The 14,643-nt window shown below is 43.0% G+C and carries 10 protein-coding genes, 3 tRNA genes and 3 rRNA genes; 5 read left to right on the forward strand and 11 right to left on the reverse strand.

What is annotated here, in order from left to right:
* Positions 1-80 precede the first annotated feature (80 nt).
* The 5 genes from NZ923_10225 (at position 81) to NZ923_10245 (ending at position 4,377) form a co-directional block, all read left to right on the forward strand.
* Positions 81-656 carry an aminodeoxychorismate/anthranilate synthase component II gene (locus NZ923_10225; protein MCS7230393.1) on the forward strand — a complete coding sequence of 192 codons (576 nt, stop codon included), beginning with the start codon at positions 81-83 and terminating at the stop codon, positions 654-656.
* A 92-nt stretch (positions 657-748) separates the two neighbouring features.
* The gene (locus NZ923_10230) at positions 749-1,435 is read left to right on the forward strand and encodes a TIGR00730 family Rossman fold protein (GenBank protein ID MCS7230394.1); all 687 of its coding nucleotides are present in this window, start codon (positions 749-751) and stop codon (positions 1,433-1,435) included.
* A gap of 20 nt (positions 1,436-1,455) precedes the next feature.
* Positions 1,456-2,175 carry an ABC transporter ATP-binding protein gene (locus NZ923_10235; protein MCS7230395.1) on the forward strand — a complete coding sequence of 240 codons (720 nt, stop codon included), beginning with the start codon at positions 1,456-1,458 and terminating at the stop codon, positions 2,173-2,175.
* 51 nt (positions 2,176-2,226) lie between these two features.
* A complete protein-coding gene (locus NZ923_10240) occupies positions 2,227-3,876 on the forward strand; it encodes a hypothetical protein (GenBank protein MCS7230396.1) in 1,650 nt (549 codons plus the stop codon).
* Positions 3,877-4,303: 427 nt separating this feature from the next.
* Positions 4,304-4,377 (forward strand) — tRNA-Arg (locus NZ923_10245).
* 8 nt (positions 4,378-4,385) lie between these two features.
* Here NZ923_10245 and NZ923_10250 read toward each other — a convergent pair.
* The 11 genes from NZ923_10250 to NZ923_10300 all read right to left on the reverse strand — a co-directional run bounded on the left by NZ923_10250 (position 4,386) and on the right by NZ923_10300 (position 14,609).
* On the reverse strand, positions 4,386-4,724 hold the full coding sequence (locus NZ923_10250) for a metal-sulfur cluster assembly factor (GenBank protein MCS7230397.1): 339 nt from the start codon (positions 4,722-4,724) through the stop codon (positions 4,386-4,388).
* Positions 4,725-4,780: 56 nt separating this feature from the next.
* The gene (locus NZ923_10255; GenBank protein ID MCS7230398.1) at positions 4,781-5,296 is read right to left on the reverse strand and encodes a hypothetical protein; all 516 of its coding nucleotides are present in this window, start codon (positions 5,294-5,296) and stop codon (positions 4,781-4,783) included.
* A gap of 2 nt (positions 5,297-5,298) precedes the next feature.
* Entirely contained in the window at positions 5,299-6,408 is a 1,110-nt protein-coding gene (gene ugpC, locus NZ923_10260) for a sn-glycerol-3-phosphate ABC transporter ATP-binding protein UgpC (GenBank protein ID MCS7230399.1), read from the reverse strand.
* 43 nt (positions 6,409-6,451) lie between these two features.
* Positions 6,452-7,732, reverse strand: a complete 1,281-nt coding sequence (gene aroA, locus NZ923_10265; protein ID MCS7230400.1) for a 3-phosphoshikimate 1-carboxyvinyltransferase — start codon at positions 7,730-7,732, stop codon at positions 6,452-6,454.
* Between the two features lie 84 nt (positions 7,733-7,816).
* The gene (locus NZ923_10270; protein MCS7230401.1) at positions 7,817-8,026 is read right to left on the reverse strand and encodes a hypothetical protein; all 210 of its coding nucleotides are present in this window, start codon (positions 8,024-8,026) and stop codon (positions 7,817-7,819) included.
* A 34-nt stretch (positions 8,027-8,060) separates the two neighbouring features.
* Positions 8,061-9,620: a 2,3-bisphosphoglycerate-independent phosphoglycerate mutase gene (gene gpmI, locus NZ923_10275; protein MCS7230402.1), complete on the reverse strand. Its 1,560-nt coding sequence runs from the start codon at positions 9,618-9,620 to the stop codon at positions 8,061-8,063.
* 202 nt (positions 9,621-9,822) lie between these two features.
* Positions 9,823-9,939: ribosomal RNA gene (gene rrf / locus NZ923_10280) — 5S ribosomal RNA — on the reverse strand.
* 89 nt (positions 9,940-10,028) lie between these two features.
* A 23S ribosomal RNA gene (locus tag NZ923_10285) occupies positions 10,029-13,054 on the reverse strand.
* A gap of 138 nt (positions 13,055-13,192) precedes the next feature.
* A tRNA-Ala gene (locus tag NZ923_10290) sits at positions 13,193-13,265 on the reverse strand.
* A 36-nt stretch (positions 13,266-13,301) separates the two neighbouring features.
* Positions 13,302-13,375: transfer RNA gene (locus tag NZ923_10295), tRNA-Ile, on the reverse strand.
* A 60-nt stretch (positions 13,376-13,435) separates the two neighbouring features.
* Positions 13,436-14,609, reverse strand: a 16S ribosomal RNA gene (locus NZ923_10300).
* The 16S, 23S and 5S rRNA genes sit together here with 2 tRNA genes alongside, the layout of an rRNA operon.
* Positions 14,610-14,643 lie beyond the last annotated feature (34 nt).

Below are 14,643 nucleotides of genomic sequence, written 5' to 3' on the forward strand. Positions count from 1 at the left end.
ATTGAGATATTTAGAGTTGTAAATCCGTTGCCTTATGCGTATTTTTAAATGTCGGTGAGATTAAAATCGTCAATTCAGCCATGATTTTGATAATTGACAATTATGATTCATTTACATATAACTTAGTGCAATATCTTGGTGAGTTTGGTGTTGAGATGGAGATCGCAAGAAACGACGCTATAACAATTGACGAGATAGAACAAATGAGGCCAGATGCTATTATCATTTCTCCAGGACCTTGCACTCCATATGAGGCTGGGATTTCAATTGAAGTTATAAAAAAATTTCATAAGTCAACCCCAATTCTTGGTGTTTGCCTCGGACATCAAGCAATAGCTGTTGCTTTCGGTGGCAAAATAGTAAAAGCACCCGTTGTTATGCATGGAAAGGTCTCGGAAATTTATCACAATAATTCAGATATATTTTCAGGATTGCCTAATCCATTCAAAGCAACACGATATCATTCTTTGATTGTTGATAAAGAAACTTTGCCCGATTCGCTTACGATCACAGCTTGGACGAAAGATGGTCTGATCATGGGTTTAAGACATAAAGAGTTTCCAACATTTGGAGTTCAATTTCATCCCGAATCAATCATGACAGAAGTCGGAAAAGAAATTTTAAAAAACTTCATCTACAGGAGATATTCCATCTAAAACCGAAGTGTTAACTTTGTAATGACGAAATCAACTTTTTATTTTAAGATTAGCCGAAACACTTAAAACCAAAACTATTTTTTGAGGAAATTATGACGGATAGGATTTTAAAAGATGAACAGATATGGCTTGAGAGCAGGCAAAAAGATATATGGAGAATTTTTAGAATAATGGCTGAATTTGTGGAAGGATTTGATCAAATGACAAAACTTGGTCCCTGTGTTTCAATCTTTGGTTCTGCGAGGACGAAACCAGGACACAAGTATTATGAAATGGCTCGTGAGGTAGCAAAGGAACTTGTAAAAGCTGGATTTGGAATAATAACGGGTGGAGGTCCTGGAATAATGGAGGCTGCAAATCTTGGAGCAAAAGAAGCAGGCGGATTATCCGTCGGAATCAACATTGAACTTCCACTTGAACAAAAATTTAATCCATATGTTGATGTCGGAATTGAATTCAGACATTTCTTCGTCCGCAAGGTGATGTTTGTTAAATATGCACAGGGATTTGTCGTTTTGCCAGGTGGTTTCGGCACACTTGATGAATTCTTTGAAGCTGTAACTTTAATTCAAACTGGAAAAACAACTCGTTTTCCTGTTGTCCTCATGGGAAGCGAATATTGGGAAGGACTAATAAATTGGCTTAATAATACAGTCCTATTTGAAGGAAACATATCGCCAGAAGATATGACAATTTTTGAGCTTACAGATGACCCAAAGGAAGCTGCGAGGATAATAACTGAATTTTATCAAGAAAATGTTGTTTCACCGAACTTTTAAAATTTAATTTTTGAATTTCTATGATTCGGCTTGAAAATTTAACAAAAAAGTTTGGTGATTTTATCGCAGTTGATAATTTGACGCTTGAAATAAAATCAGGGGAATTTTTCGGCTTTCTTGGTCCAAATGGTGCTGGAAAAACAACGACAATAAAGATGATCGCTGGATTGATCCAACCAACGAGCGGGAAAATTTTTATCTGTGGGATTGACGCATTAAAAGAACCCGAAAAAGCCAAAAGCTATCTTGCTTATATCCCAGATCAACCTCATATGTATGATAAATTAACAGGGCGTGAATTTTTATATTTCATTGGCGGTCTCTTTAAAATGGAAAAGAAAAAAATAAAAGAAAAGATTGATTTTCTTGTTGAACACTTTGAGATCGGCAAATGGGTTGACAGAAGAATTGATGAATATTCTCAAGGAATGAAACAAAGGGTCGTGATAGCTTCTGCTCTGCTTCACGATCCAAAGGTTATAATAATTGATGAGCCAATGGTTGGACTTGATCCAAGAAGCGCAAAAATTGTAAAAGAAACACTCAAACAGAAATCAAAAGAGGGTGTGACAATTTTTATGTCAACCCACTCACTTGAAGTCGCCGAAGAGCTATGCGATACAATAGGGATAATAAAAGATGGGAAACTGATTGCTAAATTTGAATCAAAAGATATTGAAGAATTTAAACGAAGCCACGACGGGAAATTTGAAGCCTTGTTTATTGAATTGATAAAGTAGAACCGCTTTACGAACTAAATAATTATCAAGATGTCCGACTTATTTGTGATTTTGAAGTTCAAAATACTTTCAATCTTTAAATCAACTTTTGATTCAAAGTGGAACGGGGTTTTGAAAGAGCTTGGTTCGCTTGTCGTCTTCACGGGATTTGCTCTTTCAACCTTCATCTCTTCAAACTATGCAACCGCATATCTTCTCGGAGAGATTAAAATTGGACTTTTCTTATTTCATAGGATCTTGTCTATGCTTCTTTTCATTCTTTTCGTCCTTGTAAGTTTGGGAAATATCATCGTTGCGTACTCAACGCTATACAAAAGCAAGGACCTTGAATTTTTCCTCGCAACTCCTGTGAAACCAATAAAAATTTACACTGTCAAATTTCTTGACAATTTCTTTTACAGCTCATCAACTATGTTTATATTTATTACCGCAATTTTGCTTGGCTATGGAAGTTACTTATCAAAACCATTACACTTTTATGTTTTCTCATTTGCCGGCGTCATCGTTCCATTTATGCTTATGTCTGCATCTATCAGCATCACATTTTTGATGTTGATCCTGAAGCTTTCAAAAAGAATTGACATAAGGAAACTTGCGATCATTGCTGGTTTAATTTATGCTCTTGGAGTTTACCTTTACTTTAAGAGCGTAAATCCGACGAAGCTATTTACAGAAGCGATGAAATACTATCCACACATTGATCAGTATTTTGCACAGATTGATCCCTCAATAGCAATATATCTTCCAAACCATTGGGTTGCAGAGATATTTTATTTCAGTGCGAGAGGAAACTCAGAGATGGTTTTGAAATACTTTTTAATTTTAATATCAGCGACGATCGGGATGGTTCTTGTTAACTTCGGGGTTGCACGAAAACTTTATTTTGAGACATTGTTTATCGCATTTGATTTAAAAAACAAAATTAAGAAAAGATTTGATGTTGAGTTTTTAAGTTTTGCAAAGAGATCTGTTCTTCATCCTCAAGTTGAAGTTTTCGTTAAGCGTGATTTAAAGATGTTTTTCAGAGAGCCAAGTCAGTGGGTGCATCTTCTAATAATGATTGTTCTTGTTTTGATATTTATCGCCAGCTTGACCAAAATGCGCTTATACAGAATTGAGGCACAGATTTTAAGCCTCGCTTTTATATCAATTTTTTCATTCAATGTTTTTCTTATCGCATCAATTGTAATTCGTTTTGTCTATCCATTGATCTCGCTTGAAGGACCGAGCTACTGGGCTGTGAGATCATCGCCTGTTAAGCTATCGCGGCTTTACATTCATAAATTTATAATTTCGTTCTTTCCGATTCTTATAATCTCCGAAGCCATAGCATATGCATCTGTCTTCCCATTTGGAAAAGATCAAAACATTGGAGTATTAATAACAACGGTGAGTTTCTTTGTCACACTTACATATGTCTCACTTGGGCTTGGGATGGGTGGATATTTTGCAAATTATATGGAAAAAAGCCCCGTTAGACTTGCTTCATCAAGAGGAGCGACAATCGCTCTTTTGCTTGGTCTTGTGTTAATTTCAATTTTCGCGGGGATTATTTTCGTTCCTATAACTTTTTACTTTCAATCTTTAAAGTTTAACTCTGAATTTTTCAAATCTGCAATTATAGGAGCATTTCTCGCTTCAATTATGCTCTCCATTCCATTCAACCTGCTTGGATTGACAAGCATGAAAAGAGATTTTTAACTTTTTCGTACCTTTAACTCAAAATTAATTTTTATCCTGGTCAACTCGCAGATTTTCCTCAAGAGATTTGGGGAGGGGAAAATTTTATCGTTTTTCATTAGAGCGAGGGATTATGAAAAATACTTCAGTAATTTAAATAAGTTTCGTGAAGAGCTTGGGAAATTAAACGATGAACAAAAAAGCGAACTTTTGAAGTTTATGTTATCTTCGCTTACACCTGTTGAGAGAAAGGTAGAGCCGCTGCAAGTTCCAGGATGCCGTGCTGATTGCTTGCTAACATCTTGCGAAACTACTTGCCCAGCTGGAACAAAACCAAAATGTCAATGTCATTGGTTCTTCGCCGATTGCGGCTGTGAACCTTACTAAGATTTACGCTTGGAGTTGAATTTGAAATAAAAATTTTTATTCAGTATATTTAAGACGGAATGCGCCCGTAGCTCAACTGGATAGAGCGTCTGGCTACGGACCAGAAGGTTGGGGGTTCGAGTCCCTCCGGGCGTGCTATAAATTTATTTATTCTCCTCACCTTCTTCATTTGGAGATAACCCCAAATCACCAAATAACATCATTCTTGCCTTTTCAGACATCATACTTGGATTCCATCTGGGCTCCCACACTACTACAACATCAGCATCTTTTACTCCTGGTATCTTAAGCAGTCGTTCTCGCACTTGCTGGCTTATGAATGTGTGTGCTGGACAGCCTGGAGCTGTAAGCGTCATTTTAACACCGACCCAATCATCAATGATTTTAACCTCATAAACGAGGCCAAGATCTACGATATTTATGGGAATTTCAGGATCATAGCATTCCCTTAAGGCTTCATATACTTGTTCTTCGGTTACCATGGCTTAAGATAATTTTGTTTTTGTTTAATATAGCAATTTAAAGAAACATTTTAAAGTTATTTTTTCTTTTTGGGATTTACAGTTGCCTCATAAAGTTCAAGTTTTTCAAGCATTTGAATTGTTTTGTTTATCTGCTCGCGAAGCTCCGCAAATGATGCAACGACTTTGCTTATCTCCTCCTGAGGTAGATCTGATTCCAAAGAAATTTTAGCGAGAAGTTCTTCAACACCGGCTCTCATCCTTTGATAACTTTTTAGAAATGTCTCACGGAGCAGTTTTGGTGTCAACTTAACAGATCTCAATTTAACTCTCGGACCAGTCCCATAGATCCCAACTTGCATTAAAATCCTCTCCACGCTTTCAGGAAGGTCATAGTGAACCGATTCGCTTGATTCAATAACATCAAATTTCCTGCTCCTCTTAAGTGCGGAGACAAACTCTGAAAAAGTAGGAAGCGATATATCCTTGTGATTATACTTTATCAACAAATAAATTTTTCTTGCTGGCACAAGGATTTCATCATCTTTTGAAATTATCTCTTCAACTATTTTCATTAGTTTTCTTGAAAGCATTCTCACTTACACAAAATTGATTCTTCCGTGCTTTTATCAAAGAAATGCACCTTTTTCATATCAATCATAAGTTCTTTGTAAATCCCTGTTTGCAATTCCTCATGAGCAGAGATTCGCGCAACACATTGCGCAGTTGCACTCGCAAAATAAACATAAATTTCATTTCCCATCGGTTCAACAACATCAACTAAAACTTTTATTCTCTCTCCGTTTGATATTTGAGTATAAACTGGGTCATATATATGTTCAGGTCTAACACCGAGGACAACTTCTTTTCCGATATAGTTTTTCAGCTTCTCATAGTATTCTTGAGGGATTGAAAGTTTAAAGCCGTTATTATTCTCAACGAACTTCAATCCTTCGTCTTGGATTATTTTTCCATCAAGAAAATTCATTGATGGACTGCCGATGAAACCTGCGACAAATTTGTTTTTAGGGAAATTGTAAAGATTTAAAGGTGTATCTATCTGTTGAATTATTCCATCCTTCATTACGACAATTCTATCTCCCATCGTCATTGCCTCAACTTGATCATGAGTAACATAAATCATCGTTGCACCAAGTTTCTGATGAAGTTTTGATATCTCAGTTCTCATTTGAACTCTAAATTTTGCGTCAAGATTGCTTAAGGGTTCATCAAACAGAAAAACTTTTGGATTTCTCACTATCGCTCTCCCAACAGCAACGCGTTGTCTTTGCCCGCCAGAAAGCTCTTTCGGCTTGCGATCAAGCAGATGTTCAATACCAAGAATTTTTGCAGCTTCTTTGACTCTTTTATCAATTTCACTTTTTGGATATTTACGAAGTTTCAATCCAAACGCCATATTTTCGTAAACGGTCATATGCGGATAAAGTGCGTAATTCTGAAAAACCATAGCTATGTCTCTATCCTTTGGAGGTACATCATTGACAATCTTGTTATCAATATAGATATAACCTTTCGTGACCTCCTCAAGTCCTGCTATCATTCTCAAAGTTGTAGTTTTTCCACAACCGGAAGGACCAAGCAAAACCATAAATTCACCATCTTTAACTTCAAAGCTCACATCTTTAACAGCGACGACATTATTTGGATAAATTTTGCTCACATTTTCAAGTTTAACTTCTGCCATTGTCCGTGCCTCCTTGGGTTAGGTTCTTAAAGAGCATTTTGTTTTAATTTATAATTTTTTTCAAAATTTCGTAAAAGTTTGGCAAAGAAATTTTAACGCAATCAGGTTCATCTATATATGTTTCACCTTCGGCTATTAATCCGGCGATTGAGAAGGCCATTGCAATCCTGTGATCTCCGAATGTTTTAATTAAAGTTCCCCTTAATTTTTTTCCACCTTCAAAGGCAAAACCATCTTCATATTCTTCAACTTCAACTCCCATACTTCTCAAATTCATAACTACTGCTTTTATTCTATCGCTTTCCTTATTTCGCAAATCCCAAGCGTCGCGAACCTCAAAAGTGCCTTCCGCAACTGTTCCAGCAATTGCAAGTATAGGTATCTCATCAATGATGTTTGGAATTATTTCACCCGAAAGAGTTAAGTTTTTAAGATTTATTTCCTTTTCAGACTTAACAATCAAATCACCAATCGGTTCATTTGTTACTTCTTTTAAGTTTTGAATTTGAATTTGTGCCCCCATTTTTTTGAGAACATCTATAAATCCAATTCTTGTTGGATTTAAACCTACATTTTTTATAACTATGTGAGAATTTGGGATAATCAAGCCAGCGACGATAAAAAAAGACGCTGATGATATATCGCTTGGGATAACGTAGTGTTGTGGTTTTATTTTTATTTCCGGTTCAACTTCAATTATTCTTTTGCCACTTTCGTTTTTTACATTTAAATTAAGCAATCTTTCTGTGTGGTCCCTGCTTGGAATTTTTTCTATTATAGTTGTTTTCCCATCCGCATGGAGCCCGGCAAAAATTAGGCAAGATTTCACTTGAGCGCTTGGAACTTCAAGTTCATATTCTATGGGATTTAACTTTTCAACAGCGAAAATTTTTAATGGAGCTGTCCCGCTTTCGGTAGCTTCAATTCTTGCTCCCATCAACTTAAGTGGCTTTACAATTCGCATCATCGGGCGTCTGCGCAGTGAATCGTCGCCTGTTATTTCGGAATCAAAATTTTGTCCAGCAAGTATCCCAGCAAGAAGGCGAATTGTTGTCCCAGAATTGCCAGCGTCAAGGATTGAATTGGGTTTTTGAAAATTTTTAATACCTTTTCCTTTTATTTTTAATTTTTGTGAAAGATCAATTTCAACTCCAAGATCTGCGAGACATTTTAAAGTTCTTATCGTATCATCTGATATAAGAAAGTTTTCTATTTCATTTTCCCCAGTTGAAAGAGCAGAGATCAGAGCAACACGGTGCGAGATTGATTTATCCCCCGGTAAATGGATTACTCCACTTACTTTATTTACTTTTTGAATCTTCACTTAAATAAATAAGATCTTTAATTGAGCAGAAAAGGGGTTGCCAAAGCAACCCCTTTTGAATCAAAACCTAAATTAGATTAATTTTCAGCTTTCCTCAACACTTCCAGTTGTTTCAACTTCTTCCTTTTTCTCAACGCCTAATTTAGACTCAAGGGATTCAATCCTCTTAACAAGCTCGTCAATCTGCTGTTGTAAAGTTTTAAATTTCGTGTCAACATAGTTTTTTGAAACACCGCCAGCTTTTGGTTGAGTCTTTTTTGCGGGTTTCTTTGATGTCTTTTTCGCTTTCGCCATAATAACTCCCTCCTAATTTGATTTTAACTGATTATCACTTTGCAAAATGTGGCACATTCTCAAGCATCAAAATTTCTCCGTCCATTTCAGGTGGAATTGGTAGTTCCATTATTTTAAGTATCGTTGGGGCTATATCACCAAGTTTTCCATCTTTTTTAAGTTCACCTTTATAATCATCCATCACAAGTATAAATGGAACTTGGCTTGTTGTGTGAGCGGTATGCGGTTCTCCCGTATCCGGGTCAATCATTTTTTCAGCATTTCCATGATCAGCGGTAACTATCATAACATATCCATTTTTCCTCGCGGAGTTGTAAATTTTTCCAATGCAAGTATCAACTGCTTCAATCGCTTTAACAGCAGCTGGAATTACACCTGTGTGCCCGACCATATCTGGATTTGCAAAGTTCAGAACAATAAGAGCATACTTTTGCTTATCCATTTCCTCAATGACTTTTTCAGTTACTTCAAAAGCGCTCATCTCTGGTTTTAGATCATAGGTTGCAACCTTTGGAGAAGGAATTAAAATTCTATCCTCACCTTCAAATGGATCTTCTCTACCGCCACTGAAAAAATAAGTTACATGAGCGTATTTTTCCGTTTCAGCGATTCTTAATTGTTTTAATCCATGTTTTGATATAATCTCGCCGAGGGTATTTGTCAAATATACAGGTTTGAAAGCAATTGGGACATCAAAGTCATCGTTATATTCAGTCATTGTTACAAAGTGAACATCAAGTTTTCTGCGGTGAAATTTATCAAAGTTTTCATCAATGAAAGCTCGTGTTAATTGCCGTGCTCTATCCGCTCTGAAATTGAAAAATATAATTGAATCACCGTCTTTAACTTGTCCAACTGGATTTCCATCTTCATCTACAACTATAAAAGGAACGACGAATTCATCGGTTATTCCTTTTTCATAAGATTTTAAAATTCCTTCCTCTGCACTTTTGAATTTTTCACCTTGTGCTTCTGTCATTGCCCTATAGTATTTTTCAGTTCTTTCCCATCTGTTGTCTCTATCCATACCATAATATCGTCCACCGACAACTGCTATCTTTCCAACACCGATTTCTTTTGCTTTTGATTCAAATTCTTTAACATAGCCAATTGCGCTTGATGGTGGTGTATCTCGTCCATCAAGAAGAGCATGAACGAAAACTTTTTGAATTTCGTACATTTTTGCAAGCTCAAGCAAGGCATACAGATGTTCCATATGGCTGTGCACTCCTCCATCGGATAAAAGTCCGACAAGGTGAAGTGCACTATTATTTCGCTTTACATTTTCAATTGCCCCAAGCAATGCTTCGTTTTTAAAGAATTCACCACTTTTTATTGCTTTGCTAATTCTAACGATATCTTGATAAACAATTCTACCAGCGCCGATATTTAAGTGTCCTACTTCCGAGTTTCCCATTTGACCATCTGGTAAACCAACATATTCACCCGAGGCGTGGAGAGCAACCCAGGGGTAATTTGCATATAGATAATCAAAATTAGGCTTTTTGGCAAGTGCTATTGCATCACCTTGAATTGGTATATTTTCATCGCGAACTCCAAATCCGTCAAGGATTACGAGTATGACTTTTTTCACTTTATACGAGTTTTTGTTTTAAAAGTTTTCGCTTTAAAAATATAAAAAGTTTTACACTTAATTTCAAAGAAAACTCTTGGGTGGTCTTGATTTGTTGGAAAGTTATTAATGTTAAGAACTTGATATGCTAAATTTTTTTATCATGATATAGGTAAAAACTTTTGGGAAGGCGAGTTATTAAGAAGGGTTAATAAATAAAAAAACCCGGCAGCGACCTACTCTCCCGGTCGCTCGCGCGACCAGTACCATCGGCGCTGGAGGGCTTAACTTCCGTGTTCGGAATGGGAACGGGTGTTTCCCCTCCGCTATAGCCACCGGGTCAAAAAACCATAAAAAATTGGAAGGGTGGAAAAGCCACAGGATACGAAACTTGCTTGCAAACCTAATCTGTAAGCGATAGAATTAGTTTTAGCTAAGTCGCACGGCCGATTAGTACCACTCGGCTAAACGCCTTGCGGCGCTTACACCTGTGGCCTATCAACCTGGTAGTCTACCAGGGGCCTTCAGGGGCTTAAAGCCTCGGGATACCTAATCTTGGGGTGGGCTTCGCGCTTAGATGCTTTCAGCGCTTATCCCATCCGAGCATAGCTACCCAGCGGTGCCACTGGCGTGACAGCTGGTACACCAGAGGCTCGTTCACCCCGGTCCTCTCGTACTAGGGGTGACACCCCTCAGGTATCCTGCGCCCGCCACAGATAGGGACCGAACTGTCTCACGACGTTCTGAACCCAGCTCACGTACCGCTTTAACGGGCGAACAGCCCGACCCTTGGGACCTTCTCCAGCCCCAGGATGCGATGAGCCGACATCGAGGTGCCGAACCTCCCCGTCGATGTGAACTCTTGGGGGAGACTAGCCTGTTATCCCCGGAGTAGCTTTTATCCTTTGAGCGACGGCCCTTCCACTCGGAACCGCCGGATCACTAGGCCCTGCTTTCGCACCTGCTCGACCTGTCGGTCTCGCAGTTAAGCCCCCTTATGCCCTTGCACTCTACGCACGATTACCAACCGTGCTGAGGGGACCTTTGGGAGCCTCCGTTACCTTTTAGGAGGCGACCGCCCCAGTCAAACTGCCCACCTAACACTGTCCCTCCCTAGGATTTACTAGGGCAGGTTAGAACCCAGACAGAACAAGGGTGGTATTTCAAGGGTGGCTCCATCCCGACCGGAGTCGGGACTTCTCAGCCTCCCACCTATCCTACGCATGCCCTGCCCGAGTTCAATGCTAGGCTGCAGTAAAGCTTCACGGGGTCTTTCCGTCCCGTGGCGGGTAACCGGCGTCTTCACCGGTACCACAAGTTCGCCGAGCCCGTGGCTGAGACAGCGTCCAAGTCGTTACACCATTCGTGCAGGTCGGAACTTACCCGACAAGGAATTTCGCTACCTTAGGACCGTTATAGTTACGGCCGCCGTTTACCGGGGCTTCGGTTTGGAGCTTCGCCCTTACGGGCTAACCCCTCCCCTTAACCTTCCGGCACCGGGCAGGTGTCAGTCCCTATACTTCCTCTTACGAGTTAGCAGAGACCTGTGTTTTTGATAAACAGTCGCTTGGACCCTTTCACTGCGGCCCCGTTGGGCTTGTTCCGCGAGGGAACTCACCTACTAGGGGCACCCCTTCTCCCGAAGTTACGGGGTCAATTTGCCGAGTTCCTTAGCCACGGCTCACTCGCGCGCCTTAGGATACTCACCCCGCCTACCTGTGTCGGTTTCCGGTACGGTCTGCCTGAAACCTCCCGCGCGAGGTTTTTCTTGGCAGTGTGCTCCAGACCAGTTTGTGGGCTTACGCCCTCCCATTCGCCTCTCGGAGTTATGAGGATGCGGATTTGCCTACATCCTCCTCCTACAGGCTTAGACCACCTAAGCCGGCAGGTGGCTGGCCCTTCGCTCCTGCGTCACCCCTCGCGGTCAATCGGTTTCAGGCAGGCACGGGAATATTAACCCGTTTCCCATCGGCTACGCCTTTCGGCCTCGCCTTAGGGGCCGGCTAACCCTGCGCCGACGAACGTTGCGCAAGGAAACCTTAGGCTTTCGGCGGGAGGGATTCTCACCCTCCTTATCGCTACTAATGCCAGGATCCGCTCTTCTATTCGGTCCATCCCAGCTCACGCTGAGACTTCAACCCGAATAGAATGCTCCCCTACCTCTCGATAGACTTTCGTCTATCGAGACCGCAGCTTCGGCGACAGGCTTAAGCCCCGAGAATTTTCGGCGCCGGGTCGCTCGACCAGTGAGCTGTTACGCACTCTTTAAATGAATGGCTGCTTCTAAGCCAACATCCTGGCTGTCTTAGCAACCCGACATCCTTTGCATCACTTAGCCTGTACTTTGGGGCCTTAGCTGGCGGTCTGGGTTCTTCCCCTCTCGGCAATGGAGCTTATCCCCCACTGCCTGACTCCCGCGAAACGAAATGGCGGAATTCGAAGTTTGACTGGGTTTGGTAGCGTTGTGACGCCCCTAGCCCAATCAGTGCTCTACCTCCGCCACTCTATTACGCGAGGCTAGCCCTATAGCTATTTCGGGGAGTACGAGCTATCACCGTGTTCGATTAGCTTTTCACTCCTACCCACAGCTCATCCGAGCGGTTTTCAACCCACACCGGTTCGGGCCTCCATGGGGTATTACCCCCACTTCACCCTGGCCATGGGTAGATCACACGGTTTCGCGTCTGCCGCGCGTTACTAAGACGCCCTATTCGGACTCGCTTTCGCTACGGCTCCCGGCCTGAGGCCGTTAACCTCGCAACGCACGGCAACTCCCTGGCTCATTAAGCAAAAGGCACGCGGTCACTCATCCTACCTCGGAAACCGAAGTAGGATTTGCTCCCACCGTTTGTAGGCACACGGTTTCAGGTTCTATTTCACTCCCCTCCCGGGGTTCTTTTCACCTTTCCCTCACGGTACTGGTGCACTATCGGTCACAGGGGTGTATTTAGCCTTGGGAGATGGTTCTCCCTGATTCCCACAGGGTTCCGCTTATCCCGTGGTACTTGGGATCATCCACCAGGAAGTCATCTCGTTTTTGCCTACGGGGCTTTCACCCTCTATGGCTGATCTTTCCAGATCATTCGGCTAACGAGATGATTTGTAACTTCCCGACCTAGCCCACGGCTCGGTCCGTGGATGTCCCGCAACCCCGACAGTGCAACGGCCGTGGCCTTTTGCACACTGTCGGTTTAGGCTTTTCCCCGTTCGCTCGTCGCTACTTAGGGAATCGCTTTTGCTTTCTTTTCCTGGGGGTACTGAGATATTTCACTTCCCCCCGTTAGCCTCCCAGCTTAAAACTGGGATGTCCTGACATTACTCAGGACAGGTTGCCCCATTCGGAAATCCCCGGATCACAGGCTGCTACCGCCTCCCCGGGGCTTATCGCAGGTAGCCACGTCCTTCATCGCCACCCTGTGCCTAGGCATCCACCGTGTGCCCTTAGTAACTTAGCTAAAACTAATTCTACCGACCTACAGATAGGCGCATACAGGTTTCTATCCTGGGCTCAGTCCCGAAGCGTTTGCTCAGTTTATTAGAGAGCTACTAACCTCGGAACTTCCACCCTTCCAATTTTCAAAGAACTCTTTGTGTGGAGGCGACCGGATTCGAACCGGTGACCTTCTGGTTGCAAACCAGACGCTCTCCCAGCTGAGCTACGCCCCCGGTCTTAAACCGAGGTCCTATAGCTCAAATGGTCAGTGGGCCTGAGTGGAGTTGAACCACTGACCTCACGCTTATCAGGCGTGCGCTCTAACCACCTGAGCTACAGGCCCATAAATAATTTAAGGCGTGCACAGAGCATCGGCCAATTTAGACAGAGTTTTTCTCCTTAAAAAGGAGGTGATCCAGCCGCACCTTCCGGTACGGCTACCTTGTTACGACTTCGCCCCAGTCACCGGTTTCACCTTCGGCGCCTGCCTCCCCTTACGGGGTTAGCTCGGCGACTTCGGGTGCCCCCGGCTCCCATGGCGTGACGGGCGGTGTGTACAAGGCCCGGGAACGTATTCACCGCGCCGTGCTGATGCGCGATTACTAGCGATTCCGACTTCACGCAGTCGAGTTGCAGACTGCGATCTGAACTGGGCCGGCTTTTTAGGGATTGCCTCCGCCTCGCGGCTTCGGAACCCGCTGTAGCCGGCATTGTAGCACGTGTGTAGCCCCGGACATAAGGGCCATGAGGACTTGACGTCGTCCCCACCTTCCTCCAGCTTGCGCTGGCAGTCTCCCTAGAGTGCCCGGCATTACCCGCTGGCAACTAGGGACAGGGGTTGCGCTCGTTGCGGGACTTAACCCAACACCTCACGGCACGAGCTGACGACAGCCATGCAGCACCTGTGCCGGCTCCCGACTTTACGGGTCGTCACCCTTTCGGGCTCCTACTACCGGCATGTCAAGCCCGGGTAAGGTTCTTCGCGTTGCATCGAATTAAACCACATGCTCCACCGCTTGTGCGGGCCCCCGTCAATTGGTTTGAGTTTCACCCTTGCGGGTATACTCCCCAGGCGGGGTGCTTATTGCGTTAGCTTCGACACCGACCCCTTTCGGAGCCGACATCTAGTACCCATCGTTTAGGGCGTGGACTACCAGGGTATCTAATCCTGTTTGCTCCCCACGCTTTCGTGCCTGAGCGTCAGTAACGGGCCAGGAGACCGCCTTCGCCTCCGGTGTTCCTCCAGATATCTACGCATTTCACCGCTACACCTGGAATTCCATCTCCCTCTCCCGTACTCAAGGCTCTCAGTATCAAAGGCAATTTCCCGGTTAAGCCGGGAGATTTCACCTTTGACTTAAGAGCCCGCCTGCGCACCCTTTACACCCAGTGAATCCGGACAACGCTTGCACCCTACGTATTACCGCGGCTGCTGGCACGTAGTTAGCCGTCCCTTACGCAGGGTACCGTCATCGGCCGACGTATTCGGTCAGCCTTATTCGTCCCCTGCTTACGACGTCACGACAGCCATCCCCTACCCCGAACGCGCTCGTACCCAGAGTGTGCCTGTCGAGCGGAGGCGAGTAGTCCCCGGACATGGCTCACGGGGGA

This window comes from Candidatus Kryptonium sp. (assembly GCA_025060635.1).
In the GTDB taxonomy this organism is placed as follows: Bacteria; Bacteroidota; Ignavibacteria; order Kryptoniales; family Kryptoniaceae; genus Kryptonium.

Coding starts and splice junctions, on each gene's coding strand:
- NZ923_10255 (MCS7230398.1), bottom strand. CDS start 5,296: ATGCTTTCAAGAAAACTAATGAAAATAGTTGAAGAGATAATTTCAAAA.
- NZ923_10250 (MCS7230397.1), bottom strand. CDS start 4,724: ATGGTAACCGAAGAACAAGTATATGAAGCCTTAAGGGAATGCTATGAT.
- NZ923_10230 (MCS7230394.1), top strand. CDS start 749: ATGACGGATAGGATTTTAAAAGATGAACAGATATGGCTTGAGAGCAGG.
- NZ923_10235 (MCS7230395.1), top strand. CDS start 1,456: ATGATTCGGCTTGAAAATTTAACAAAAAAGTTTGGTGATTTTATCGCA.
- NZ923_10225 (MCS7230393.1), top strand. CDS start 81: ATGATTTTGATAATTGACAATTATGATTCATTTACATATAACTTAGTG.
- NZ923_10270 (MCS7230401.1), bottom strand. CDS start 8,026: ATGGCGAAAGCGAAAAAGACATCAAAGAAACCCGCAAAAAAGACTCAA.
- ugpC (MCS7230399.1), bottom strand. CDS start 6,408: ATGGCAGAAGTTAAACTTGAAAATGTGAGCAAAATTTATCCAAATAAT.